20 protein-coding genes and 2 pseudogenes are annotated in these 24,462 nt (G+C 60.7%); 8 read left to right on the top strand and 14 right to left on the bottom strand.

Going from position 1 to position 24,462, the window contains the following annotated elements; all coding sequences use genetic code 11:
• The 5 genes and pseudogenes from HMPREF2896_RS12680 to HMPREF2896_RS08260 all read right to left on the bottom strand — a co-directional run.
• A pseudogene (locus HMPREF2896_RS12680) lies at positions 1 to 138 on the bottom strand (IS256 family transposase); the annotation flags it as partial.
• Positions 139 to 157: 19 nt separating this feature from the next.
• The gene (locus HMPREF2896_RS12675) at positions 158 to 1,078 is read right to left on the bottom strand and encodes an IS3 family transposase (protein ID WP_011117481.1); all 921 of its coding nucleotides are present in this window, start codon (positions 1,076 to 1,078) and stop codon (positions 158 to 160) included.
• The gene (locus HMPREF2896_RS13200; RefSeq protein ID WP_013887466.1) at positions 1,075 to 1,392 is read right to left on the bottom strand and encodes a transposase; all 318 of its coding nucleotides are present in this window, start codon (positions 1,390 to 1,392) and stop codon (positions 1,075 to 1,077) included. The genes HMPREF2896_RS12675 and HMPREF2896_RS13200 overlap by 4 nt, the downstream gene beginning before the upstream one ends.
• A 49-nt stretch (positions 1,393 to 1,441) precedes the next feature.
• Positions 1,442 to 2,290, bottom strand: a pseudogene (locus HMPREF2896_RS08265) (IS1249 family transposase); the annotation flags it as partial.
• Positions 2,291 to 2,513: 223 nt separating this feature from the next.
• Positions 2,514 to 2,969, bottom strand: coding sequence for a DUF4442 domain-containing protein (locus HMPREF2896_RS08260; protein WP_070444085.1), 456 nt, complete (start codon positions 2,967 to 2,969; stop codon positions 2,514 to 2,516).
• Between the two features lie 194 nt (positions 2,970 to 3,163).
• Between HMPREF2896_RS08260 and HMPREF2896_RS08255 the strand changes: the two genes are divergently transcribed.
• The 4 genes from HMPREF2896_RS08255 (at position 3,164) to nagE (ending at position 8,355) form a co-directional block, all read left to right on the top strand.
• On the top strand, positions 3,164 to 4,042 hold the full coding sequence (locus tag HMPREF2896_RS08255; protein WP_070719061.1) for a poly(ethylene terephthalate) hydrolase family protein: 879 nt from the start codon (positions 3,164 to 3,166) through the stop codon (positions 4,040 to 4,042).
• 177 nt (positions 4,043 to 4,219) lie between these two features.
• Positions 4,220 to 5,377, top strand: a complete 1,158-nt coding sequence (locus HMPREF2896_RS08250; protein WP_070719058.1) for an N-acetylglucosamine-6-phosphate deacetylase — start codon at positions 4,220 to 4,222, stop codon at positions 5,375 to 5,377.
• Positions 5,378 to 5,410: 33 nt separating this feature from the next.
• The gene (gene nagB, locus HMPREF2896_RS08245; RefSeq protein WP_070719055.1) at positions 5,411 to 6,175 is read left to right on the top strand and encodes a glucosamine-6-phosphate deaminase; all 765 of its coding nucleotides are present in this window, start codon (positions 5,411 to 5,413) and stop codon (positions 6,173 to 6,175) included.
• 44 nt (positions 6,176 to 6,219) lie between these two features.
• Positions 6,220 to 8,355 (top strand): N-acetylglucosamine-specific PTS transporter subunit IIBC, encoded by a 2,136-nt coding sequence (gene nagE, locus HMPREF2896_RS08240; RefSeq protein WP_070719053.1) that lies wholly within the window; start codon positions 6,220 to 6,222, stop codon positions 8,353 to 8,355.
• A gap of 153 nt (positions 8,356 to 8,508) precedes the next feature.
• On the opposite strand, the gene HMPREF2896_RS08235 is transcribed toward nagE, so the two are convergent.
• Positions 8,509 to 10,194 carry an AMP-binding protein gene (locus HMPREF2896_RS08235; RefSeq protein ID WP_070719050.1) on the bottom strand — a complete coding sequence of 562 codons (1,686 nt, stop codon included), beginning with the start codon at positions 10,192 to 10,194 and terminating at the stop codon, positions 8,509 to 8,511.
• Positions 10,195 to 10,363: 169 nt separating this feature from the next.
• On the opposite strand from HMPREF2896_RS08235, the gene HMPREF2896_RS08230 reads away from it, so the two are divergent.
• The 3 genes from HMPREF2896_RS08230 (at position 10,364) to HMPREF2896_RS08220 (ending at position 13,034) form a co-directional block, all read left to right on the top strand.
• Complete coding sequence (locus HMPREF2896_RS08230) at positions 10,364 to 11,179, top strand: GDSL-type esterase/lipase family protein (RefSeq protein WP_070645723.1); 816 nt, start codon at positions 10,364 to 10,366, stop codon at positions 11,177 to 11,179.
• A 67-nt stretch (positions 11,180 to 11,246) separates the two neighbouring features.
• A complete protein-coding gene (locus tag HMPREF2896_RS08225; RefSeq protein WP_070444064.1) occupies positions 11,247 to 12,398 on the top strand; it encodes an S-(hydroxymethyl)mycothiol dehydrogenase in 1,152 nt (383 codons plus the stop codon).
• A complete protein-coding gene (locus HMPREF2896_RS08220; RefSeq protein WP_070444061.1) occupies positions 12,399 to 13,034 on the top strand; it encodes an MBL fold metallo-hydrolase in 636 nt (211 codons plus the stop codon).
• A gap of 14 nt (positions 13,035 to 13,048) precedes the next feature.
• Here HMPREF2896_RS08220 and HMPREF2896_RS08215 read toward each other — a convergent pair whose 3' ends face one another.
• From HMPREF2896_RS08215 to HMPREF2896_RS08180, 8 genes are all read right to left on the bottom strand, one after another.
• A complete protein-coding gene (locus HMPREF2896_RS08215; RefSeq protein WP_070719046.1) occupies positions 13,049 to 13,843 on the bottom strand; it encodes a cytochrome c biogenesis CcdA family protein in 795 nt (264 codons plus the stop codon).
• An 81-nt stretch (positions 13,844 to 13,924) separates the two neighbouring features.
• Positions 13,925 to 14,794 carry a thioredoxin domain-containing protein gene (locus HMPREF2896_RS08210; protein ID WP_246815690.1) on the bottom strand — a complete coding sequence of 290 codons (870 nt, stop codon included), beginning with the start codon at positions 14,792 to 14,794 and terminating at the stop codon, positions 13,925 to 13,927.
• Positions 14,795 to 14,941: 147 nt separating this feature from the next.
• Positions 14,942 to 15,808, bottom strand: coding sequence for a glucose-1-phosphate thymidylyltransferase RfbA (gene rfbA, locus HMPREF2896_RS08205; protein WP_070444055.1), 867 nt, complete (start codon positions 15,806 to 15,808; stop codon positions 14,942 to 14,944).
• 117 nt (positions 15,809 to 15,925) lie between these two features.
• A complete protein-coding gene (locus HMPREF2896_RS08200) occupies positions 15,926 to 17,290 on the bottom strand; it encodes a sugar nucleotide-binding protein (protein WP_070719043.1) in 1,365 nt (454 codons plus the stop codon).
• A 7-nt stretch (positions 17,291 to 17,297) separates the two neighbouring features.
• A complete protein-coding gene (gene rfbB, locus HMPREF2896_RS08195) occupies positions 17,298 to 18,302 on the bottom strand; it encodes a dTDP-glucose 4,6-dehydratase (RefSeq protein WP_070719042.1) in 1,005 nt (334 codons plus the stop codon).
• A gap of 59 nt (positions 18,303 to 18,361) precedes the next feature.
• A complete protein-coding gene (locus HMPREF2896_RS08190) occupies positions 18,362 to 19,720 on the bottom strand; it encodes a M1 family metallopeptidase (protein ID WP_070719039.1) in 1,359 nt (452 codons plus the stop codon).
• A gap of 84 nt (positions 19,721 to 19,804) precedes the next feature.
• On the bottom strand, positions 19,805 to 20,884 hold the full coding sequence (locus tag HMPREF2896_RS08185) for an alpha/beta hydrolase (RefSeq protein ID WP_070645731.1): 1,080 nt from the start codon (positions 20,882 to 20,884) through the stop codon (positions 19,805 to 19,807).
• Positions 20,885 to 20,922: 38 nt separating this feature from the next.
• Complete coding sequence (locus tag HMPREF2896_RS08180; RefSeq protein ID WP_070645733.1) at positions 20,923 to 22,356, bottom strand: alpha/beta hydrolase; 1,434 nt, start codon at positions 22,354 to 22,356, stop codon at positions 20,923 to 20,925.
• A gap of 655 nt (positions 22,357 to 23,011) precedes the next feature.
• Here HMPREF2896_RS08180 and lpdA point away from each other — a divergent pair.
• Positions 23,012 to 24,424: a dihydrolipoyl dehydrogenase gene (lpdA, locus tag HMPREF2896_RS08175; RefSeq protein ID WP_070645735.1), complete on the top strand. Its 1,413-nt coding sequence runs from the start codon at positions 23,012 to 23,014 to the stop codon at positions 24,422 to 24,424.
• Positions 24,425 to 24,462 lie beyond the last annotated feature (38 nt).

Below are 24,462 nucleotides of genomic sequence, written 5' to 3'. Positions count from 1 at the left end.
GGTGATGCGCTGATGCTCATCGAACATGCCACGATGGTTTCCTGCTAGGTCTTTGAGTTGTTTGTTGATGCCGCCTTCCAGCAGGTTCGTGGTGGCTTTTAAGTCTTGTGTGACACCTTTAGGCGGGTCAAGGAATGAAGTGCCCCGGGTTTTGTTCCTAGGCGTTTGCCTTGATTTCTATTATTGCTTGCGGCGGGTGCTGGTCCCAAAATTCGGTTTCCACTTCAGCTGGCGTGCGGTAGCCCAAGCTTTGGTGAAGCCTCGTCTCGTTCCACCATGACACCCACTCAAACGTCGCGATTTCCACCTCGACAACCTCATCCCACCTGCGAGTATGGATCAGCTCGTTTTTGTAGGAACCATTAACGTTTTCCGCCAGAGCATTGTCATAGGAGTCGCCAACAGTTCCGGTGGAAGCGGCAATCCCGTGCTGGGCAAGACGCTCGTTGTAGACAACGCTGACATACTGCGAGCCGTGATCCGAATGATGAATGAGACCTGTTGTTTCCTCAGCAGACGCGATCGCCTGGTTGAGAGCTTGCAGCGGCAACGCTTCGGTGCGCATGGAATCTGATAACGCCCACCCAACGATCCGTCGGGAGTAAACATCGGTGACAAACGCGGCATACACAAAGCCTTTCTTCGTGCGCACGTAGGTAATATCAGCCACCCACAGCTTGTTCGGGCCTTCGGCTTTGAATTCTCGCTCCACCAAGTCCGGGCGCAAATCCGGCCTTTGAGGTGTGCGAGTGGTCATAGGCGAGCGGCCTTTGCCTTTGCCTGATACACCGGCTAGACGCATCAGCCGCGCGGTTTGTTCACGACCGATATCGATTCCGTCACGATGAAGAGCATGCCACATTTTCCGCACACCGTAGATGCCGTAATTATCCCGATGGATAGCACTAATGCGTTCAACCAGCACAGCATCACGAAGGCCGCGAGCACTTACCCCACGGGCCTTGGACTGACGATACCCACGCGAGGTGATGAACCCACCAGCGCGGTTTTTCTTCAACGTCTTACAGATGAACTCGACAGAGAAACGATTCCGGTATTCATCGATGAACCGGATCATTTCCGACGTTTTGGGTCGAGTTCCGACGCGAAAAAAGCTGAGGCAGCCTTTAAAAGTTCATTGGTGTCGCGTAGCTCTTGATTTTCACGGCGAAGCCTCGCGTTTTCGGCGGCCAGATCTTCAGGCACGGGTTCTGGGATGTTTCCCGCACGGCGGGCCTGTTGGGTCCATTGACGGGCTGTGTGCCATGACACCCCCAGCTTTGGGGCTACTGCCTGGCACGCGGCTTGCATCGACATATTTTCCGCCAAGATGCGGTCCTCTACAAGACGGACCACACGATCCTTCGCATCCTGGTCAAATTTTCTTGGCATATTCCAGATTTCCCATCTACTCAAACGGAACAAAACCTGGGACACTTCAGAAAGTAAATAGCTGTCCTGTGTGGATGAGCTTTTCTAGCCGTTTTAGAGCCCTGCGGGCGTTGCGGTGGGTGTACCACCATTTCTGGTTGGGGCTGACCCATTTCGGTACTTGGCCTGCTGGTATAGCACTGCGGTAGGTTCGCTCTTTAAGCCAATCAGCAAAGGTGATGCGGGTGTGGTGGACTGCAGCTGTAAACCGCGCAGCATCTTCACGGTTGTGTACTTGGATAAGCATGTAGCCCAGTTTCCGGATTGCTTTATGGGCTGGGTGAATCGGGTTGCGGCTGATATCAGCAAAAGTGTTGCGTTGGACGTGGACTAGGCAGCGCTGAATGGCAACGTCGGGCCATTTAGTGCGCAGTGCCTTGAGGGCTCCGCCTGCCCCGTCGGTGGTGACGATGAGTGGTTGCGCGATTTTGTCGAGCAGTTTCAGGTACTCGTATGAGCTTTCACGCAGGCACCAGTGCCAGGCGATGACGTGTGTGTCGGTGCAGGCTACCAGCAGGCATTTCTTGTGAAAGTAGGTGCCGTCGATAAAAACCTGATCGTAAACACGATAGGGGTCAGTAGACGTGGGCACGGTGATAAACCACAGCAGCTTGAACCACCGGGTCAAAGTCCGCCTTGTTACCCCAAGGCGCTTGGCTAAATGGTCTGCAGATTCGCCGGAAAGAATCCAGTCAATAAAGATTTTGAAATGCCGAATCTCGCTGGTGTGTGCGCGGGTATTAATCGATGAAACGTTGCATTTAGGACATAGCCAGCGTTGGGTTCCTGCCGCGGTCTTGCCGTTCTTAACCAGTCCATGGCCGCACACGTCACACGACGGCCGATTCCTATTAACCATAGGAATTGGCCTTACCGCACCAGCAGCAGTCCTCCTATCACAGACCTAGGACTATCCAGTATTGATTTCACAGATCGGGCCGTTGGAACCGATCCAAAATCAAGATCACCGCATTATCCCAGGCTGCCCCAGGAATCCGTATCGGTTTATCCACACGAAATGTCCCTTAAGCCAAATTTGATCCACTGTGTCTAAAACCGGGTGGGACTTGCTCACTCAGCGCTTACTTTTGCTTGCGCCGGTAGTACACCTGGCGGCGCACATGGGCGACGACATCGCCTTCCTCATCAAGAATGTCCACGTCGAACCAATGCAGGTACTTCTCGCCGTTGGCCGTCTTTTCTTCGATGAGCGCGTAGGTCTCCTCGGGGATGCGCATATCGGCGGTGACCGTGCCGCGGCCGGGCTTGAGGTACTTAATTTCTCCCGCGGCATCCCAGATGCGGTACTCCTTGCCCAGACGGTGCATGGAGGCAAGCATGAAGAAGGGATCCGTCATGGCGGAGAGTGTGCCGCCGAAGGCTACGCCCATGGCGTTCTTGGTCAGCATGTTTGGCCTGTGGCTGACAACGACGCGAGTTCCGTCATTAGCGAATTCCTTGATCTTTATGCCAGCGCCCAAGAAGGGCGGCCAGAATCCCATGAAGTGCTTGAGCTGGCGTGCAGAAAAGTGGGCCATGAGGATAGCTCCGTGCAAGTGGCGGGTCAGGTGGGCTAAATGGCCTCAACTCTACCGTTGTGGGACGGGGAGCGACCGCACTTTGATTCGCCGTATCGTCTTTTTGTAGGTGGTGCCAGGTCATGCACTGTGTACAGGTAAAAGTAGTGCTAGCGCTAGTGACCTTCGCTCTCGTGGGAAACACAATATAGAGCATGAAAAAGCTTGTGGTTGGCATGATTGCCGTGGTGGCCGTGATTGTGGTGGCGTTTGTCGGGTTTGTGGGATTCATGCAATGGGTGGACGCAGACAGCGTGACCGGTGATGACGGCGTGGCTGCCGGATACAGCGCTGAGACGGGTGGTCCGCTGGAAGCGTCGTTTGCGGGCGAGGGGCCGCACGAGGTCGACGTGCGGCGTGATGGTGACGTGACCATCGCGGCACCGACGGGCGCGGGACCATTTCCGGCGGTGGTCATGGCTAATGGCACGAACACGCCGTTGAGCAGTTACTTGTCCGTGGCGGAACACCTGGCCAGTTGGGGCTTCGTGGTCGTCGGTGATGAGACGCCCCAAACCGGAACCGGGGAGAATGTCGTGCACTTGATTGAGCGATTGCCGGAACTGGATTCCCGAGTGGACCGATCACGGGTCGGTATTTTCGGACACTCACAGGGCGGCGCGGGCGCTATCAACGCTGCAGCCCACACGGAGGTAGCAGCTGTGTATGCGGCGAGCCCGGCCTCCCACAAAGTGGCACAGTCCAATGACTGGGATTACACCACCGCGGACGTCAAGGCACCGCTGTTCTTGATGACGAGCGATGGCCGTTCGGACCGCTGGCTTGTCAGCCCGTGGTCAGACCTAGAGGAGAACTTTGAATCAGCCGGTGGTCCGGCAATCATTGCCCGCCGCCTGGGCGCGGACCACAAGGACGTCTTAGAGTTCGGGGACGGCTATGCCACCGCGTGGTTCCGCTACATTCTTGCTGATGATCCTGATGCACGAGACGTGTTCGTTGGCACTTCGCCTGCGGGTGCTGGCGAGCTGGCGAACAACGAGCTCTGGGACCGAGTGGCCACCCGCGGCTGGTAGCTCGCCGGGCCTTTCGACATCCCACGCGGTGCACCTAACACGCTAAAAGTCACCTGTGCTCACACACCCCCTTCGGCGGAGGCGTGATTCACAAAAATCAGCAGCCCTGATAAATTTCAAGTGAATTGTCAGCCGGGCTGCGCCACGCCAGCCTGTACAAGCAGAATCGAATGAGTCATGCAGACAGAGGCGAAAGGCCACGTCGAGGGCCTCTACATCGATGAGAACTTCGAGCTGCGCGCCGGGGCCGTCACATTCGGGGAGAGCATTGAGGGCATAGCGCTTTGCGATGCCCCCTCAGCCGAGGCCGCCTGGCGCGCCGGGGATCCGGATGTGTTGCTGTGGGTGCCCGGCTTCGTGGACCTGCACAACCACGGCGGCAACGGCGGGGGATTCCCCAACGGCGACTACGAGCAGTGCCTGGCCGCCGCACGCTTCCACCGCGCGCACGGCACCACGACGCTGCTGGCCAGCTTGGTCTCCGGCACGCAGAAAGAGTTGTGCGCCCGAGCTGAGCTTTTGGCCCAGCTGGCTGAGGAGGGTGAAATCGCCGGCATCCACATGGAGGGCCCCTTCATCGCGGCGGCCAAGTGTGGCGCACAGGACCCCTCGCGCATCGTGCCCGGTGACCCGGACTTCTTCCGCGCGGTCATCGCCGCGGCCCGCGGCCACCTGCGTTCCATTACCTTTGCGCCGGAAACGGATAACGCTGACAAGCTGCTCGAAGTCTGCGCGGAGCATGGCATCATCGCCAGCCTGGGCCACACCGAGGCCGACTACGACACCATGTTGGGCGTCATTGCCAAGGCCAAGGAGCTCGGCCTGACCGTGACTGGAACGCATCTGTTCAACGGTATGCCCTCCATTCACCACCGCGCACCGGGCCCGGTAGCGGCCTTGCTCACCGCGGCGAAGGCGGGCGATGTATCCGTCGAGCTCATTGCCGATGGCGTGCATCTTGTCGACGGCACCGTGGACATGGTGCACAGCCACCGCGCCTTCGCCATCACTGATGCCATGGCGGCGGCCGGTATGGCCGACGGTGAGTATGAATTGGGCTCGCTGCCCGTCACCGTGAGCGGGGGAGTAGCCCGCGTGCCCAGCGGCGCCATCGCGGGTGGCACGTCCACCTTGGCCCAGCAATTCGCCAGCTTCGCCGCGCGCCATGGTCTGGGCGAGGCGGTTCGCTTTACCTCCACCACTGCCGCCGGCGTGCTGGGGCAGGCGGAGCTGGGCCGCATCGCGGTTGGCGCACGTGCCAACCTGGTGGGCCTCAATGCCCAGCTGGAACCGGTGCGCGTCATTGTCGGTGGCACCGAATTTATAAACTCCTAAAGAGCACTCTCACTCGCATCAGAAAGGCACATCATGGAAATCCTCATCCGCTCCACCCCTGCCGACGTGGCCGTCGCCGCCGCCGATATCCTCGCAAGCTACGCCAACACCTCAGCCACCATGGGACTGGCCACCGGTTCCACCCCGGTGGCCACGTACAAGGAGCTCATCGCCCGCCACGAGCGCGGCGAGGTCAGCTTCGCGGGCAGCCGCGCTTTTCTTCTCGACGAATACCTAGGCCTCGCCCCCGAGCACGAGCAGTCCTACTACGCCACCATCCGCCGTGACTTCACCAGCCACGTCGATTTTGATGATGCCCTGGTCAAGAGCCCAGAGGGCAGCGCTGCCGACCCCGTGGCAGCCACCGCCGCCTATGACCAGGCCATCCGGAATGCCGGCGGCATCGATGTCCAGTTGCTCGGCATTGGCGCGAATGGCCACATTGGCTTCAACGAGCCCTCGAGCTCCCTGACGTCTCGCACCCGCGTGGTGGCCCTACATCCGCAGACCGTGCAGGATAACTCCCGCTTCTTCGACAACCTGGAGGAGGTTCCGCGCCACGCACTGACGCAGGGCTTGGGCACGATTAGCGAGGCCCGCCACCTGCTCCTCATCGCCACCGGCACCAACAAGGCCAATGCGGTACAGGCGATGATCGAGGGGCCGCTCTCCGCGCGCTGCCCTGGCTCGGTGCTGCAGCTGCACCCGCGCGCGACCGTGATCGTTGATGAAGCCGCCGCCGCTCTCCTGGAGGACCGCGAGTACTACCTCTTCGCGGACCAGAACAGGCTGCACTAAAGCTCTTCCTTCCACCTTCTTCCGCTCGAAAGGACGTTTCAGACATGAAAATAGATGTCATGGGGCCGCTACAGCGGCTCGGGAAAGCCCTCATGGGCGCCGTGGCGGTGCTGCCCGTCGCGGCGATCCTCAGTGGCCTTGGCTACTGGATTTCCAGCGCCGCCGGCCCGGATAACCTCGCCGCCCAGCTGCTGATTAGCTCCGGTGACGCGGTCCTGGCCAACCTGGGCTGGATCTTCGCCATCGCCATTGCTTTCGGCCTGGCCAAGGATTCCAACGGTGCTGCGGCACTCTCTGGTTTCTTGGCCTTCGCCACCTTCATGAAGCTGCTCGGCCCCGACGCCGTGGCTGGTTATCGCGGCATCGAAGACCCCACCGCGCTGACCGGCGATGAGGCTCTGCACTGGGCATCGGAGGGCTGGAACGCCGTGGGCGGCGGAAACGTCCTCTTTGGCATCCTCGCCGGCATCATGGCGGCCTGGGTCTATAACCGCTTCCACGGCACCAAGCTGCCGGACTTTTTGGCCTTCTTCTCAGGCCGGCGCCTCGTGCCGATTCTTACCGCCATCATCGCCATGGTGATTTCCGGCGTCCTCTACTTCGTGTGGCCGTTCATCTACAACGCGCTCTTCAACTTCGGTACCTCCATCCAGGGCCTGGGTGCGGCGGGTGCCGGTATCTATGGTGTGGCTAACCGCCTGCTCATCCCGACTGGCCTGCACCACGCGTTGAATTCCGTCTTCTGGTTCGACGTCATCGGTATCAACGACATTGGCAACTTCCAGGCGGGCCAAAAGACCATCGAAGCAGCCGCAGCCGCCACCTCCGCCGCGGACTGCCCGGGCATCTGGGCGAATGGACAGTGCACGGTCGAGGGCGTTGTGGGCCGCTACCAGGCGGGCTTCTTCCCGGTCATGATGTTCGGTCTGCCGGGCGCGGCACTCGCGATGTACCTGCGTGCGGATAAGAAGAAGCGCAAGGTCGTCGGTTCCCTGATGGCCGCAGGTGCTTTGGCCTCCTTCTTCACCGGCGTGACTGAGCCGCTGGAGTTCTCCTTCATGTTCGTCGCCCCGTTGCTCTATGTGGTGCACGCGCTGTTGATGGGCCTGTCCGTCTTCATCGCTTCCACCATGGAGTGGACCGCTGGCTTCGGCTTCTCTGCCGGCTTCGTGGATATGCTGCTTTCCTCGCAGAACCCGCTGGCCAACAAGTGGTACATGCTGCTGGTGATGGGCGTGGGCTTCTTCTTCCTCTACTTCATCATCTTCTACTTCCTCATCGGCTGGCTTAACCTCAAGACCCCGGGCCGCGGCGAGGATGAGGCCGAGGACGCGGCGGATTCCGCTACGGGCGATGACAAGACCGCAGCCGATGCCGCCCGCATCATCGAGGGCCTCGGCGGCAAAGACAACATCGACTCACTGGACTACTGCACTACGCGCCTGCGCGTGGGCGTCAAGGACCGCGCGCTTGTTCGCGACTCCCTGATCAAACGCGCCGCCGTCTCCGGTGTCATCCACCCCTCCGAGAAGAGTGTTCAGGTCATCGTGGGCCCGGCCGTACAGTTCATGTATGACGAAGTCAGCCACCAGCTGCGCCACGGTTCCCCGGCCCTGGCCACGACTGGTGCAGCGAGCGCGACTGGAGCTGCGGGGGCTGCAGCCAGCGTGCCGGCCGGCTCCAGCGCCAAGAGCGTCAGCAGCGATGACCCGGATGTCGACGTGCGCGCGCCGTTCGCGGGTGACGTCGTCGAGCTCTCCCAGGTCCCGGATGCCTCCTTTGCCCAGGGCATGGTGGGCGAAGGCTTCGCCGTTATGCCTGATGCCGTCGATGCCTTCGACGTCTGCGCCCCAGTAGACGGCACCATCACCATGGTCTTCAAGACGCGCCATGCTTTTGGCATGAAGACAGCAGACGGGCTGGACCTGCTCATCCACATCGGTATCGACACCGTGGAGTTGAAGGGTGAAGGCTTCACGGCCTTGGCCAAGAAGGGCGATACCGTCACTGCCGGCACGCCGATCATCGCGGTGGAGGCGAGCAAGCTGCGCGAGCGCGGCGTCAACCTCATCACCCCGGTGGTGTGCCCGACGGCCAAGCAGGTTGCCGGAGTCGACATTGCTCGCGAGGGTCATGCCCTGCCAGGCGAGGTCGCCGCAACCGTCAAGCGCAGCAACTAATCTGATTCGGTTCAGCCCAGACATAAAACTGCCCTAGTTGACAAAACCCATGCTGCTTCATGCGGTGAGGAGCGAAGGTTTTGGCAACTAGGGCAGTTTTGGCTTGGTGGGTTCTATGCCTTGAGAAAACAAGCAGAGAAAAATGAGCGTGGGCTAGTCGGTGTGGCTTAGCAGGCGCGGCACCACTTTGCCCGTGGCGTTGCGCGGCAGCTTGTCTAGGAAGTGGACGTCGCGCGGCACGGAGTGGTCGGCGAGGTTCTCGCGGACCCAGGTGCGGATGCTATCGGCAGTCACGGTGTTGCCCAGGGCATCCCGCGTGGTTACTGCCCACACGGCGATGCGCTGGAAGGTGGTCTCATCCTCCACGCCGCCGGCGTGCACCTCCGCGATGCCCGGCATGGCCTCAAGAACCTCCGTCACCGACTGCGGGTGCACGTTCTCACCACCGACGATGATCATGTCATCCGCGCGGCCCACGACATGCAGGTAACCGTCGGGGTCGATATAGCCCAAGTCACCGATGGAAATGAGTCCATCGACCTTGTTGAGCGGAATCTTCGGGTTGGTATAGCCAATGAGCGCGGTGGAATTGGTCAGGTAAATCTCACCGACCTCGCCGCGCGGGACCTCATTGCCCTCCTCATCGAGGATGCGGAGTTTGGTGCCGGAGGCAATCTTGCCGCCGATTGTCGGGTCCTTAGCCACCTCTTCCATCGTGGCGGTTGAGGCTAGGGCTAGCTCCGTGGAGCCATAAACATTGCAGAGAATCGGGCCGAATCGCTCGTGGGTTTCCATGACGATCTCCGGGGTCAGCGCGTGCCCGGCGGATGCGATGAACTTCAGACTTGAGGTGTCATACGCCGAATCCGGGTCCACCTCAACCATCTGGCGGAAGAAGACGGGGGAGGAGAGCAAGCCATCGAGCTGGTAGCGCTGGATATCATCGAGCGCGGCCGCCGGGTCAAAGACACGGCGGGTGACAATGGTATTGCGCAGGCCCAGGGCGATGTTGAGGCAGGCCCAGCCCCACGTGTGGAAGATAGAAGCGGTCATCTGTACCTTTTGGTCTCCGCGCCACGGCACCGCATCCACGATGGAGGCAACCACCACCGGCAGCGTTGGCTCTGGGCGCATGATCCCCTTAGGAATGCCCGTGGTGCCGGAGGACATCAGCACGATATGCCCGTGCTTGGGCCAGGTGGGGAGCTTCTGCTTTTCGACGTCCCGCGGGTTCTCCACGATCTTGCGCAGCGATGCCGCCTGCGCCAGTTCAGCGGGAATCTCCGCACCGGACTCGTGGCCAATGACCACGTGCAGGCCGTCAATGGGGCTAGCATTATTGGTGGGACTAGGACCGTCGGTGGGGGCGAGGCGGTCGATGAATTCATCGTCAATAACGAGCGCGTTGATGCGGTTTTCCTCGATGCAGCCGGCAAGCTGCTCGGGGGAAGAACCAACGTTGAGCAAAAAGATGTGTGCCCCCGCATAGCCCTTGGCGGCCAACGGGGTGATGATGCCGCGGCCGTTGCGTGCCATAACACCGAGGCGGATCTCGTCGAGGCCTAGGGAGCGCAACCAGCGCGCAAAGGTACGGGAGTGATCGCGCAGTTGGCGGTAGGTGAGTGCCCCGTCATCGTCGATAAGCGCTAGGCGTTCTGGGCAGGTCATGTATGCCTGCTCTACTTCGCGGGCGGTGGTGAAGCGGTAGCGCGCGAGAACCGGTGCGGTCAAGGCCACCGCCCGCGGGCCGCCGGCGGGACTAATGAGGCCTGCGCGGAACAGCGAGGGGATAAAACGCCCGAGGGCAGCGGCGTGAAAGGTTACATCAGAAAGCTTCATAAGGTTCTCATCGAAAAGAGGGGAAAAGAGGTTACGGGGACGGCAGACTCGCCACAATTAAAACGACAACCTGTTACAGGTGTTGCTATTGTTACATAAGCTGCAACCGCTAGCGTAGTCTATTATGGTTTCGGTCTAGAACATACTCTCTTGGAAGGACATTAGTCACGTGAAGTCTACTCAGCGCATTGCCACCCTCTGCGCCGCCCTCCTCGTGGCGGTTGGATTGACTCAAGCTCCCCAGGCAGTTGCCGGCGAGCGTAACCTCGTTGCCTTCGGTGATTCCGTGCTCGCGGATCCGCAACTGGATGTGTATCTGTCCTCGCGATTGGGCTCTTCTCAGCGCAACCCGAGCTTGAACTGCCCGTCCGGCAATAACTACGCCAAGCGCACTGCCGCCAAGCTGGGCATGCCGGTGGCGGATTTCTCCTGCTCCGGTGCTGTGTCCATGTCCCAGGGGCCGCAGGTGAATGCACAGATCGACGATGCCATTCGCCGTGGCGCGCTCAGTGCGGACACCCAGCGCGTGCTCTTCTCCAGCGGGTTCAACGATACGTATAACAACGCCGGGCTTTCCGACGGCGACCTGCGCGCCCGCTGGGTCGGCGCCAATGCGCCGCTGATCCACAAGATCCGTGCGGCAGCGCCCAATGCCCGCATCCAGATTGTGGGTTACCCGACCATTGGCTCGGGTGACCGCTACTGCCTCCTCCACTTCGGCCCGAAGCCGGCCGATGCCACGGCTCTGCCGATGGTGCAGCGCTATGAAAACGTCGCGCAGTGGATGCAGGTGGACCTGGCGCGCGCTACCGGAACCGAGTTCGTGGACATGAAGCCGATGACCTGGGATCGTGGCATGTGTGCCGACGCCGACAAGCGCCTGTGGGCGGGTCTGGTGGACTTCTCTGCGGGTCCGGGTAACCTGCCGCTGCACATCAATGCTCGCGGTCACGAGTTTGTGGCCAACCACCTCGCTAGCTTCTAGAAGCGCGCTCTTCTGACTTTTCAGGCCCGGGCAACGTTGCCCGGGCCTTTCGCGTACCCTCGCGGACATGGCTGTTAATGAAAATGTAAATGAAAATAACTCCCAGCAAGGCGCGGAGGTCGTCCGCGGCGTGATTGCGCGCGCGAAGGGCGAGCCCGTCGAGACCGTCAACATCGTCGTGCCCGCCCCGGGCGAGCACGATGTCGTGGTCAAGGTCCAGGCCTGCGGCGTCTGCCACACCGACCTGGCTTACCGCGATGGCGATATCGAGGATGCCTTCCCCTTCCTGCTTGGGCATGAGGCGGCGGGCGTCGTCGAGCGCGTGGGCGATGCCGTCACCCACGTCGAGGTCGGTGACTTCGTGGTCCTGAACTGGCGCGCGGTGTGCGGCGAGTGCCGCGCCTGCAAGAAGGGTGAGCCGAAGTACTGCTTCAACACCCACAACGCCTCCGCGAAGATGACGCTCGCGGACGGGGATAAGGACGCCGGCACCGAGCTCACCCCGGCGCTCGGCATCGGCTCCTTCGCGGAGAAGACCCTGGTCCACGAAGGCCAGTGCACCAAGGTCAACCCGGAGGCAGACCCGGCGGCCGCGGGCCTGCTGGGCTGTGGCGTGATGGCCGGCTTGGGCGCTGCGGTGAATACCGCGGACGTCAAGCGCGGCGAGTCCGTCGCGGTCTTCGGCTGCGGTGGCGTGGGCATGGCGGCCATTGCCGGCGCGGTGCTGGCGGGTGCCTCCAAGGTCATCGCCGTGGACCTGGACCCGGACAAGCTGGAACTGGCCAAGAAGTTCGGCGCTACCCACACCGTTGCGGCGAAGGATAAGTCTGAGGACGAGGTCATCGAGGCAGTCCGCGAGCTCACCGATGGTTTCGGCACCGACGTGGCCATTGACGCCGTGGGCATCCCGGTGACCACCCGCCAGGCCTTCTACTCCCGCGACCTGGCCGGCCGCATGGTCATGGTGGGCGTGCCGAACCTCACCAGCCGCTTCGACGTCCCGGCGATCGATTTCTTTGGACGCGGCGGATCGCTGAAGTCCTCCTGGTACGGCGATTGCCTGCCGGAGCGTGACTTCCCCATGTACGTCGACCTCTCCCTGCAGGGCCGCTTCCCGCTGCAGGACTTCGTCACCGAACGCATTGGTCTGGACGACGTTGAGGAAGCCTTCGCTACCATGAAGGCTGGCAAGGTACTTCGATCCGTAGTGGAGCTGTAAATGATCATTGAACAGTTTGTAACCTCAGGAAAGTTCCGCCTGGATGGCGGTGAGTGGGACGTGGACAATAACGTCTACATCCTGGCCGCTGGTGGCGCGTCAAGCGACGCCGAGTGCTACATCATCGATCCTTCCCACGACGCCGAGCGCGTCATCGAAGAGGTAGGACAGCGCACCGTCAAGGGCGTTATCCTCACCCACGCACATAACGACCACTGCGAACTCGCGCCCCAGGTGGCTGAGCACTTCGGTGTGTCTGTGTACCTGCACCCGGATGATCGCCCCCTGTGGGAGGAGACGCACGAGGACGCCACCTTCGTGCCGCTGGAGGATAACCAGCTCTTCACCGTGGGTGATAGCGATTTCGTGGTCTTCCACACGCCGGGTCACTCGCCGGGATGCGTGGTGCTCTACATTGCGGACGAGGCCACGCTGCTGTCGGGAGATACTCTCTTCAACGGCGGGCCGGGCGCTACCGGCCGCAAGTACTCTGACTTCGACGTCATCATCGAGTCCCTGCGCAACCGCGTGTTGAACCTCCCGCCGGAGACCCGCGTCCTCCCGGGCCACGGCGATGAGACCACCATTGGTGCTGAGGCGGCGCGCATCGATGAGTACATCGCGCGCGGTTACTAGACCTTAAGCAAACCTTAGGCCTGGGTGCGGGCTGCTTTCACTCCCACGGCCACCGTGGCAGCGAGTGAAAGCCCGAACCAGACCCACGCATCCGCCACGCCCGCGCTGAAGGCGCGGGCTTTTTCCTGCACTGCGAACTGTGCATCCGTGCTTAAGACCGCGGGTAGTGTTGCGCTGCCGTAGCTCAAAATAAACAGCACGCCGATGAGCACGAAGAACGCGCCCGAGACAATGGACAAGGTATTCGTGCGCACGGGGCCGAGGACCACCTCGCGCCCGCGCAGCCAGGACCACGAGCCCACATCGAGGCGCTCCCACAGCGCAGCCAGCACAAAGAGCGGTGCAGCCATGCCCGCAGCATAAGCCACCATAATGAGTCCGCCGTAGAGCGCGCTGCCCGACGCTGCGGCCGTGGTGAGAACAGCACCTAGGAGCGGGCCCGCGCAAAAGCCGGCGAAGCCATAAACCGCGCCGAGCAGAAATACCTTGCCCCGCGCCTTACCGGACAGGGCATCCATGCCGGGGATGCGGAAACCGCCTCCCAAGGCGGTAAAGATTCCCAGCGCAATGATGATCCAGCCCGCCACTGTGATGACCTGGCCGCGGTATTGTGCAAGCAAGGCAGCCAGCCCCATGCCGATGGGCACGAGCGTGGTGCACAGGCCTAAGAAAAACACCACAGTCTTCAGCAGCAGCTGGCGCTGTGACTCAAAGGCATAGGCAAAGAAGGCTGGCACCAACAGCGCTGAACAGGGGCTGATCAAAGTCAGCACACCGGCGATGACGGCGCCAAAAATTCCGATGCTCATACGCTCACCCCTACTGCATAACCGCCCAAGAATGCGGTCAAGATAACCAGTGCGATGAAGACCCACACGATAAGCGGTGGTTTAGGCATTGGCCGCCTTTCCCAGCTGTTCCTGGATGACCTGCTCAAATACCTCTAGGGGCTGCGCACCACTGACGAACTGATCTCCCACCACGAAGGCCGGGGTACCCGTAATACCAATCTGGGACGCATAGCTGGTGGCTGTCTCGATGACCTCGGTGTAGGTGTCATCCGTGGCCTGCTGGCGGAACTTCTCCAAGTCCGCAACGCCGGCCTTCTTGGCAAACTTCATGAAGTCCTCGATGCCGAATTCTGGGTGGCCGCTGATGTCCTTGCTGGCGGTGTAGAGCTCGTGCTTGAACTCCTGGAACTTGCCCTGTGCTGCGGCCGCGCGCCCGGCCTTGGCAGCTTCGACGGCGGCGGGGCCGTTCACGGGGAAGTCATTCCATTCGATGCGCACCAGGCCCTTTTCCACGTACTTTTTAAGGATATCCGGCTCGGTGACATTAGCGTGGCGGGAGCAGAACGGGCACTCGAAATCGGAGAATTCCGAAATCACCACGGGCGCATCCACCGCGCCCACGGCGAAAGGATCGTCCTCTTTCTTGCGGTGCACGACTGTGATATCCCCGGTCTTGATATCGCCGCCGGGGCCGAAAATCATCGGGTCACCCTTGCCGTCGGCGAATTTCGTGCCGGGTGTGGCCTTGTCAGCGTCCTTCGTTAGGTCTTCGGTGGGTGCCGTGCTCGTCGCGGTCTCCTGCGCTGCGTGAGTACCTTCGTCGTTGGAAGAAGCACGTTCCGCCAGCAGGAAACCAATGATGATGGCCAGAATTACAATGATTACTAACAATCCCCACGCCACGGGGCTGATGGTGGATAGCGCTGATTTCTTCGAATCATTGGTGGGACGAGAGGATGAACTAGGCATGCGATTACCTTAACGCGTCTGGGCTCGTTTGGGTGATGGTGGCTCCTGATACAGGGCGAGGGACGCTTAGGCGCGTACCGATCGATCAAATAAGGTCCGAAAACCTCCGGTATCTGAGCCCTTATTTGATCGATCGGTACCTCGGGCTTAGCTCTCTTGGGCGGCGGCGAGGAGATAACGGCCATAGCCGGACTTCAGGAGGGGCTCGGCCAGCTCGGTGAGTGCGGCGGCATCGATGAAGCCTTCCTCGAAGGCAGCAACCTCCGGCGAACCAATGACGGTGCCGGTGCGTTTTTGCATCACCTCGACGTAGGACGAGGCCTCACTCATGGAGTCCACCGTGCCGGTATCCAACCAGACGTCACCGCGCTGCATGCGCTTGACGCGCAGCTGCCCGCGGCGCAGGTATTCCTCGTTGACGGCGGTGATCTCTAACTCCCCGCGCGCGCTGGGCTGGATGGATTTGGCAATCTCCACCACCGAATTGTCGTAGAAATACAAGCCCACCACGGCGTGGTTAGACTTGGGTGCATCGGGCTTTTCCTCGATGGACAGGGCCTGGCCGGAGGAGTCAAAGTCGACAACGCCGTAGCGCTGCGGATCGGAAACCTCGTAGGCAAAGATGATGCCGCCGCCTGGGCGGCTGCACTCATTCAGTGCCGTGGAGAAGCCGTGTCCGTCAAAAATATTGTCGCCCAAGACGAGGGCCACATCATCCTCAGCGATGAAGTCTTCCGCGATGAGGAAGGCCTGCGCCAAACCTTCGGGCCGGGGTTGGACCGCATAGTGCAGCATGAGGCCGAGCTGCGAGCCATCGCCGAGCAGGCGCTGGAAGGCTGCCTGATCTTCCGGGGTGGTGATGATGAGGATCTCGCGTATGCCGGTCTGGATCAGGGTGGTCAGGGGATAGTAGACCATCGGCTTGTCATAGATGGGCATGAGCTGCTTCGAGATGCCCTTGGTAATGGGGTAGAGGCGGGTCCCAGAGCCGCCTGCGAGAATGATGCCCTTCATGGGCTTCAAGCTTAACGGAGGGGTCCCGCGCCGGGGCGCGACGGCGCGGGCTGGCGAACATAACACTTAACTTCCCACATAACATAACACCTGGGAAGTTAAGTGTTATGTTGAGTGTTATGCCGGGTAAAGCCCCAGGTAGAGCGCCAAAGCGGCCCGCCAGTTCATGGGTTTAAAGCCGGTGGCTTCAATCTTGGACAGGTCGAAGGTGGACTCCTTCGGGCGGGGGGCTTCGGGCCCGGCGATCTCGCGGTACTGCTCGGTGCTGACCGGCGCGACATTGGCGGGATCCTGGCCCACGCCGGTGAAAACGGCCATGGCAATCTCATCGCGGCCCACCACATCGCCCGAGTTGGAGATGTTGTACACGCCGTACTCGGCTTCAGTCTTGAGCAGGTGGATGATGCCCTTGGCCAGGTCCTCGGCGAAGGTGGGGCGCCCGCGCTGATCATGAATGACGGAGGGCTTGACGCCCTTATTCGCCAACGAGCGCATGGTGGCCATGAAGTTGGCGCCATCGCCGAAGACCCACGAGGTGCGGATGACGTAATGGCGCGGTGCGGTTTGCGCGGCGGTATCGCCCGCGGCTTTCGACGCCCCATAGGCCGAGAGCGGGGAGGGCAGTTCCTCCTCGGAGTGGATCTCGTGGGAGCCATCAAAGATGTAATCGCTGGAGACATGCACCAAGGTCAGGTTATTCTCCGCCGCAATGCGCGCGAGCTTCGCCGGTGCAGAAGCGTTGACTGCCCAGGCCGCGGCGCGATCGTCCTCCGCGCCGTTGACATCGTTGTATGCCGCACAGTTGATGATGGCGGAGTACTGCTTCCACGCGCGTGCAGGCGGGTTGGTGATATCGAAGTCTAAGTGCCCACAGAACTCCACCGCGCCCAAGCCAGCGGAGGGCAAGAACTTCTTTAATGCGCGGCCCAGCTGCCCGTTGGCCCCGGTGACCAGGATCCGGCGAGGGGGCATGGGGGAGACATCGGCAAGCGCGGGGTGCGCCTTGTCTTTGTCGGAGATCTCCGTCGGCTCCAGCGGCCAGTCCACCATGTCCAGGTTGACGCAGGTGTACTCCGCATCCGGGGACCAGTGGTCATTGACCAGGTAGGAGTAGGCGCAGGCCTCCAGCGCCTGGAAACCGTTGGCCACGCCCCGCGGCACGAAGACGGCCATGTCCTCGCGCAGCTCGTGGGTTACCAGTTGGCCAAAGGTAGAAGAGCCCTCACGCAGATCGCACCACGCGCCGAAGGCCCGGCCGGAGGCCACCGAGACCAGCTTGTCCCAGGGCTCCGCGTGCAACCCGCGCGTAACCCCCTTCTCCGCATTGAAGGAAACGTTGTTTTGCACCGGTTGGAAGTCAGGCAAACCTGCCGCCACCATCTTCTCACGCTGCCAGTTCTCTTTGAACCAGCCGCGGTTATCCCCGTGGACGTCGAGCTCCACAATGAGCAGGCCCTCAATGGCCGTTGACTGCACCTTCATGGTTTCTTTACTGTCCTTGCTTCGCGTAGTTGGCTTCAACTTCTTCCTTGCCCGCACGCCACCAGTCCTCGTGTGCGCGGTACCACTCAATAGTGGCGGCTAGGCCCTCCCGCAGATCTGTGTAGCGCGGGGTCCAGCCCAGCTCGCGGCGCAGCTTGCTGGCATCCATGGCGTAGCGCTGGTCATGGCCCGGGCGGTCCGCCACGTGCTCAAAGCGCGCCCGGCCATTATCCGTCGCCCCCATGAGCTCACAAATCATCTCGATGACCTGGCGGTTGTTCGTATCCTCCTGGTCGGCGCCGATGTTATAGGTCTCCCCGATGCGCCCGCGGTCCAGGATGGCGAGCACCGCCTCGTTGTGATCATCCACGTGGATCCAATCCCGCACCTGCTCGCCGGTGCCATAAAGCTTGGCTGGCTGACCTAGAAGCAGGTTGGTGATTTGTCGCGGGATGAACTTCTCAATGTGCTGATACGGGCCATAATTATTGGAGCAATTAGACATGGTTGCCCGCAGCCCAAAGCTGCGCACCCACGCACGCACCAGGTGATCGGAGCCGGCCTTCGTGGCCGAATAGGGCGAAGAGGGGTTATAGGGAGTCTCCTCGGTGAAGTAGGTATCGGCGCCAATGTCCAAATCACCAAAAACCTCATCGGTGGAGACGTGGTGGAGGCGCACATCGTGGCGGCGGCAGGCCTCCAGCAGCACGAAGGTGCCCATGATGTTGGTGTGGAGGAAGGGCGAAGGATCCCGCAAAGAGTTGTCATTGTGGGATTCCGCTGCGAAGTGCACCACGGTATCCGCCTGGGACACGAGCTTGTCGACGACCCCCTCATCCGCCACGTCCCCTACCACGAGCTCGGCGTCCACGCCGTCGAGATTGGCGCGATTGCCCGCGTAGGTGAGCTTATCTAGGACGGTGATCTCCACCTCCGGGCGCTGCTGGGCCACGAGCCGCACGAAGTTTGCACCAATAAAGCCGGCGCCGCCGGTAACAAGCAGTCTGCGCATGGTCTCCCAGTTTAGAGCATGCAGTGCTCATGGTACTGCCGGGATGAAGCGGCCGATTTTTATAGCGGGAAGCGCGGCAGCTCCGGCTTATCCAACCACTGGGCTAGGAGCTGGTCGACGTCACCCGGGTTCTCCGCTGCCTCGCGCATGCGGCTGATGAGATCCTCCGGGGTCACCACCGAGTGCTGCGCTGCGGTGAGGTACTCCCGCACCGTGCGGAAGAAGGCCTCATCACCCACGAGGCGGCGCAGTGCGTGGACGGTCAGCGCACCGCGCTTGTAGACGCGGTCATCGAACATATCGCGCGTACCAGGATCGCTGAGCAGGATGTCCTGCTTCTTGCGGGCCAGCACCTGATAATGCGAGCGCGCTGATTCATGTGCCGGGCGGCCATGCGCGTGCTCAAACCACAGCCACTCGCAGTAGCAGGCGAAACCTTCGTTGAGCCAGATATCCTTCCACTCCATCAGGCCCACGGAGTTGCCGAACCACTGGTGGGAGAGCTCGTGCGCGATGAGCCGCTCGAAGACGTGATCCCCCTTGACGTGGTTGGAGCCAAAGATAGACAGGCCCTGGGCTTCGAGCGGGATTTCCAGCTCATCATCGGTGATGACTACCTGGTAATCGGCGAAGGGGTAGTGGCCAAAGAGCGTGGAATAGAAATCCAGCATCTCCTGCTGCTGGGCGAATTCCTCGAGCACTACGTGCTTGAGGCGGGCCGGTGCCCACGCGCGGACGTTGGCCCCAAGTGAGATCTCGATGTACTCACCAACTTGGACCGTGGCGAGGTAGGTGGCCATGGGGTGCTTGACGCGGTAGTGCCAGCGCGTCATGGAACCACCCGCGCTACGGCGGGAGACCAGCTTGCCGTTGGAGATGACCACGAAAGGATCGTCGGCGGTAATGCGAATATCGTAGGTGGCCTTTGCGGACGGGGTGTCATCGCACGGGAACCAGCTGGGCGCGCCATTGGGCTGGCTAGCTACCAAAGAGCCGGAATCCGTCTCCTCCCAGCCGATCTCACCCCATGGCGTGCGCAGCGGGCGGGGTGATCCGCCATAGCGAATCAGCAGTTCAAACTCTTGGCCTTCTGCGATTGTGTCGGCGAAGTTCAAGCGCAGCTTCCCGCCGGATAGGCGGAACTTGGCTACGCGCGGTGCATGCTTTGCCGTGATGCGGCGGGCCACCATGGCGCCGCCGAGGTCGAGGGTGAGCCTGTCCAAGTCCTCCAATGCGCGAATATGAAGCACAGCTTCGCCTTGGAGCATGTTGAGCTCCACGCGGTAGGCCAGGTCCAAGTCATAGTGGGTGATTTCGAAGCCGAGGTTGAAATCCACCCCGGTATAGCTATCCCGAGTAGGTGCGGCGTGGCCGCGGGCGGACGAGATATGCGAAAGGGCGGTAGAAAGCAGCTTCATAATGCCGCTATCCTACCGCCCTGTTTGACTTATCCGAAGCCAGGGGAGCAGGCATGCCGAACCACGACATGCTTAGCTCACTGTTTAGGAGTTGAAGGCTTCCTCAAAGGTAGGCCAGGACTTCACCAGGTCCTCGCGCCAGCCCGGCCAGGAGTGCGTGCCCACATTGCGGAGGTTGTAAGTTGCCGGAATGTTCTGCTTATCCAGCTTTGCCTTGAGCATGTGGGTGCAGTGGTTAACTGCCGCCTCGATGACGCCGCCTTCCACCTGCAGCTGCGCCGAGCCCAGGTAGGCCGTCAACGGGCTGTAACCCTTGTTGATGTAGTAGGACGGGGTATCCTGCTCACCGGCGAAGCCCGATGCGGAGGAGATGTACAGCTTGGTGCCGCGCAGCTTCTCGGAGTTCATCAGGGCGTCGTTGTAGCGGTTGTAGGCAGAGCCCATCGGTCCCCACATCTGCTCCGGCTGGCCGCCACCGCGGTTCACAGTGAGGCGCAGGAACTCGTACTCGGTGGGGTAGGCGGTCGCAGCACAGCCGGCGAAGGAACCAACTGCGTCATAGAAGCCTTGGTTGTGCTGAGCAAACAGCAATGACGACGTCGCGGACATGGACATGCCGGCGATGGCGCGCTTGTTGCTTGCGTTCAGACGCTCCTCCAGCGGGCCAGGCAGCTCCTTGGTCAGGAAGGTCTCCCACTTCTGCGGGCCCTTGAGGTACTTGCCGTTGGGATCCTCCAGCCAGTCGGTGTAGTAGGAGAAGGCACCTGCCTGCGGAACCACCACGTTGACGTCCTTCTCAGCGTAGAAGTCCACGACATCCGACATGTACAACCAGTCGGAATCCTGCTCGGCGGAACCAGCGCCGTTGAGCAGGTAGACCGTCGGGCGGTCCGGGTTCTTAGCCGGGATGACAGCCAGCGGAATGGCGCGGCCGTTCATCGCCGGCGAGGTAGCCTCCAGCTTGAGAACGCGGGCGTCATCCTTGTAGTGCTCATACCACTTTTGGCTCTCCACCTCCGGGGTGACCTGCAGGTCCGAGATAGTGGATAGGGCAGTGTCACCCGCAACCTGCTGCGGGGTGATGGTGGCAGCACCGGCAACGGGGCTGACCAGCGCGGCGGCGCTGAGCGCGCCGGCGGCGAGGAGAGAGCTAAGACGCTTCATAACGTTCCTTATTCAATAATTGGTACGGCGAATAGAGCTTAGTGCTCGGTCGCCTCAGTATCTACTGGCAGGGAATCAGCGGGGGCGTCGTTGTTCGCCTCTGCCTCATCCAATTTCGCATCCTGACTATCGGCCTCGGCCTTCATTTCGTTAGCGCTCGTGTCCTCATCTGCGGCATAAGTTGCCGCTTCAGGTGCGGAGGGGTTCTCAGGAAGACCGAAGGCGCGTGCAAAGGTTGGCCACGAGGAGTTGACGTCGTCGTACCAGCCCGGCCAAGAGTGGGTACCGGTGTTGCGCATGTTGAATACAGCGTCGACACCTTCGCGCTCCATCTTTGCCTTCAGGTCATGCGTGCAGGCGTTCATGGCTGCCTCGATGACGCCGCCCTCAACCACGAGGGTGGAGGAGGACTTGAACGCCTGGGACGAGCCCAAGGCGTCAATCTTGGACGAGCCCAAGTCAGTTGCTCCAGCCAAACCGGAGTTGGCGGAAACGTAGACCTTGGAATTGCCCATGTTGTTCTTCGTGGCGTTAATGAGGCCATCGTTGTAGCGGTTGTAATCGCCGCCCTTCGCACCCCACATCTGCTCGGTGCTTCCGCCACCGCGGTTCACCGTGAGCTGCGCGTAGAAGTTTGGCAGCGGAGTCGAGGTAGCAGCGCAACCGGAGTAGGAGCCGATGGCATCGTAGAAGTTCGGGTTGTGCTGCGCCAGCACCAGCGAGGAGGTAGCAGACATGGACATGCCGGCGATGCCGCGCTTGCCGTTGCCGTTAATGCGATCCTCCAGCGGTCCCGGCAGCTCCTTGGTCAGGAAGGTCTCCCATTTCTGTGGGCCCTTGAGGTAGTCGCGGTCCGGGGTAGTCAGCCAGTCGGTGTAGTAGGAGAAAGCACCCGCCTGCGGGATGACGACGTTCACGTTGCGGTTGGCGTAGTAGTGAACGAGATCCTGAGTCTTCTCCGTATTCGGATCGAGATCCTTGGCCACGGTGGAAGTAATCCAGTCCATGCCCTGCTCGGCGCCGCCGGCACCGTTGAGCAAGTAGAGGGTGGGGCGGGAGGCGTCAAAGGTGCCGTCCGGGGTGATCACTGCAAGGGGGACGTCGCGGCCCATAGCGGGCGCGGTGGCCTTGATGCCCCTCACCTTATGGCGATAATCCCAGTACTTGAAGACATAGCCCATCCACTTTTTGTCATCCGGGATGTTCTTGATATCGACGTTCTTAAAGGAGACTTTCTTGTCGAAGGAAGCCTCAAACTGCTCACGGGACGGCGTCGGGTTGCCGGCTTTGTCCTTAGGCAGGTACTCCTCGAGCTCGTCGTAAAGGTCGATATCGGAAATCTGGGATTTTTCAGCGTTACCGCGGATTTCATCCGGGTCAATGTCGGATGCGCTGGCGATAGGGGATACAACGGCGCCGAGGGCTAAGGCTGATGCCGCTGCCAGCGTCGTGAGAGAGCGCGCAATCTTCATGGAATCTCGCTTTCTTGATGATGAGCGGAAGTGTAGGGGCAAGTTTAAAAGATGCTCCGGACAAACCACCCTTGAAATGGGCAAAAGTACTGATAGACGGGCAATTCAGTACCCCCGAAGATAAGGGTAGCGTGATTAAACATACCAAGTTATTAGAGTGAATGGTGGTATTGAAGTTGAAACCGTGTCATAATCTTTCCGCGCCTATTCCTGGGTTATGTAACGCAACGACAGTCTCGTTCGTTAGTGGAGCTAGGTACCGAGACCGCCTCCGGCGGCTGCCTGCATCGCTGTGACCTCGCGGGAGGGGTGCCGCGTAAAGTCGCGCACGCCGCTCAAATACCAACAGAAAGAAGAAGAATGAACTTTTTTGACACCATCCTCGTTTCCATCAACCAGGTGCTGGGCCAGATCGCTCACTTCGGCTCCTCCACGTCCTCGAAGGCTGCCCTGGACTGGGGTCTGTTCTAAGAAATCTGCAGGGGGTAGTGCCCCGCTTTCCTTCCCCTAATCCCCTTCATTGGGGGTTGGGGGTTTATTTGTGCCAGTTTGCATTCCGCGCGTTAGGCCTGCATCGGGACGGCTATGAACGTCTGGTGGATACATGCTCGGGGGTGGTGGGACAGCGAGCCTAAAGTTACGTATCCTATAGAGCGTGACTAATGAACATTTTGACGTTGTAGTACTCGGCGCGGGCCCCGGCGGCTACGTGTCCGCCATCCGCGCTGCCCAGCTGGGCAAGAAGGTTGCCGTTATTGAGAAGCAGTACTGGGGCGGTGTCTGCCTCAACGTGGGCTGCATCCCGTCCAAGGCTCTTCTTAAGAACGCTGAGGTTGCACACACCTTCAACCATGAGGCAAAGGCCTTTGGTATTTCCGGCGATGTTTCTTTCGACTTCGGTGTTGCGCACAAGCGCTCCCGCAAGGTTTCGGAGGGCATCGTCAAGGGTGTGCACTACCTGATGAAGAAGAACAAGATTACGGAGATCAATGGTCTCGGCTCCTTCAAGGACGCCAAGACCATCGAGATTACCGAGGGCGATGACAAGGGTAAGACCGTTACCTTTGATAACTGCATTATCGCCACCGGCTCCGTTGTCCGTTCCCTTCCGGGCGTGGAAATCGGCGGCAACATCGTGTCCTACGAGGAGCAGATCCTTAACGATGATGCCCCGGATTCCATGGTGATCGTTGGCGCAGGCGCCATCGGTATGGAGTTTGCTTACGTTCTGGCCAACTACGGCGTGGACGTGACCATCGTGGAGTTTATGGACCGCGTCCTGCCAAACGAGGATAAGGATGTTTCCAAGGCTATTGCCAAGGAATACAAGAAGCTTGGAGTGAAGCTCCTGACCGGTTACAAGACCACCGCCATCAAGGACAACGGCGACAATGTCACCGTTGAGGTCGAGTCCAAGGACGGCTCCAAGACCGATACGCTGACCGTGGACCGCTGCATGGTCTCCATCGGCTTTGCCCCGCGCACCGAGGGCTACGGCCTGGAGAACACCGGTGTCGAGCTCACCGAGCGCGGCGCCATCGCTATCGATGATTACATGCGCACCAACGTTGAGGGCATTTACGCCATCGGTGACGTCACCGCGAAGCTGCAGCTTGCACACGTGGCTGAGGCGCAGGGTGTCGTGGCCGCTGAGGTCATCGCCGGCGCTGAGACCCAGCTGCTGGGTGACTACATGAATATGCCGCGCGCTACCTTCTGCAACCCGCAGGTTGCCTCCTTCGGTTACACCGAGGAGCAGGCTCGTGAGAAGTTCGCTGACCGCGACATCAAGGTTGCTACCTTCCCGTTCTCCGCTAACGGTAAGGCAGCTGGTCTGAACGAGACCGCGGGCTTCGTCAAGCTCGTCGCTGACAGCGAGTTCGGTGAGCTCATCGGTGGCCACATGGTGGGCTCCAACGTTTCCGAGCTGCTGCCGGAGCTGACCCTAGCGCAGCGCTTTGATCTCACCGCTGAGGAGATCGGACGTAACGTTCACACACACCCGACTCTGTCTGAGGCTATGAAGGAAGCAGCCGAGGGTATCGGCGGCCACATGATCAACCTCTAAGGTCACGGCAAGAAGCCAAAACAAGAACTCTCCCCCTC

Origin of the sequence: Corynebacterium sp. HMSC069E04 (assembly GCF_001813175.1) — a bacterium.
In the GTDB taxonomy this organism is placed as follows: Bacteria; Actinomycetota; Actinomycetes; order Mycobacteriales; family Mycobacteriaceae; genus Corynebacterium; species Corynebacterium aurimucosum.
The sequence above is the reverse complement of the archived record's forward strand: the minus strand, read 5'-3'. Positions and strand labels throughout refer to the sequence as shown.

What these genes read in the sequence shown, in the direction of transcription:
- HMPREF2896_RS12675 (WP_011117481.1), bottom strand. Translation starts at nt 1,078, where the DNA reads ATGATCCGGTTCATCGATGAATACCGGAATCGTTTCTCTGTCGAGTTC.
- HMPREF2896_RS13200 (WP_013887466.1), bottom strand. Translation starts at nt 1,392, where the DNA reads ATGCCAAGAAAATTTGACCAGGATGCGAAGGATCGTGTGGTCCGTCTT.
- HMPREF2896_RS08260 (WP_070444085.1), bottom strand. Translation starts at nt 2,969, where the DNA reads ATGGCCCACTTTTCTGCACGCCAGCTCAAGCACTTCATGGGATTCTGG.
- HMPREF2896_RS08255 (WP_070719061.1), top strand. Translation starts at nt 3,164, where the DNA reads ATGAAAAAGCTTGTGGTTGGCATGATTGCCGTGGTGGCCGTGATTGTG.
- HMPREF2896_RS08250 (WP_070719058.1), top strand. Translation starts at nt 4,220, where the DNA reads ATGCAGACAGAGGCGAAAGGCCACGTCGAGGGCCTCTACATCGATGAG.
- nagB (WP_070719055.1), top strand. Translation starts at nt 5,411, where the DNA reads ATGGAAATCCTCATCCGCTCCACCCCTGCCGACGTGGCCGTCGCCGCC.
- nagE (WP_070719053.1), top strand. Translation starts at nt 6,220, where the DNA reads ATGAAAATAGATGTCATGGGGCCGCTACAGCGGCTCGGGAAAGCCCTC.
- HMPREF2896_RS08235 (WP_070719050.1), bottom strand. Translation starts at nt 10,194, where the DNA reads ATGAAGCTTTCTGATGTAACCTTTCACGCCGCTGCCCTCGGGCGTTTT.
- HMPREF2896_RS08225 (WP_070444064.1), top strand. Translation starts at nt 11,247, where the DNA reads ATGGCTGTTAATGAAAATGTAAATGAAAATAACTCCCAGCAAGGCGCG.
- HMPREF2896_RS08220 (WP_070444061.1), top strand. Translation starts at nt 12,399, where the DNA reads ATGATCATTGAACAGTTTGTAACCTCAGGAAAGTTCCGCCTGGATGGC.
- HMPREF2896_RS08215 (WP_070719046.1), bottom strand. Translation starts at nt 13,843, where the DNA reads ATGAGCATCGGAATTTTTGGCGCCGTCATCGCCGGTGTGCTGACTTTG.
- HMPREF2896_RS08210 (WP_246815690.1), bottom strand. Translation starts at nt 14,794, where the DNA reads ATGCCTAGTTCATCCTCTCGTCCCACCAATGATTCGAAGAAATCAGCG.
- rfbA (WP_070444055.1), bottom strand. Translation starts at nt 15,808, where the DNA reads ATGAAGGGCATCATTCTCGCAGGCGGCTCTGGGACCCGCCTCTACCCC.
- HMPREF2896_RS08200 (WP_070719043.1), bottom strand. Translation starts at nt 17,290, where the DNA reads ATGAAGGTGCAGTCAACGGCCATTGAGGGCCTGCTCATTGTGGAGCTC.
- rfbB (WP_070719042.1), bottom strand. Translation starts at nt 18,302, where the DNA reads ATGCGCAGACTGCTTGTTACCGGCGGCGCCGGCTTTATTGGTGCAAAC.
- HMPREF2896_RS08190 (WP_070719039.1), bottom strand. Translation starts at nt 19,720, where the DNA reads ATGAAGCTGCTTTCTACCGCCCTTTCGCATATCTCGTCCGCCCGCGGC.
- HMPREF2896_RS08185 (WP_070645731.1), bottom strand. Translation starts at nt 20,884, where the DNA reads ATGAAGCGTCTTAGCTCTCTCCTCGCCGCCGGCGCGCTCAGCGCCGCC.
- HMPREF2896_RS08180 (WP_070645733.1), bottom strand. Translation starts at nt 22,356, where the DNA reads ATGAAGATTGCGCGCTCTCTCACGACGCTGGCAGCGGCATCAGCCTTA.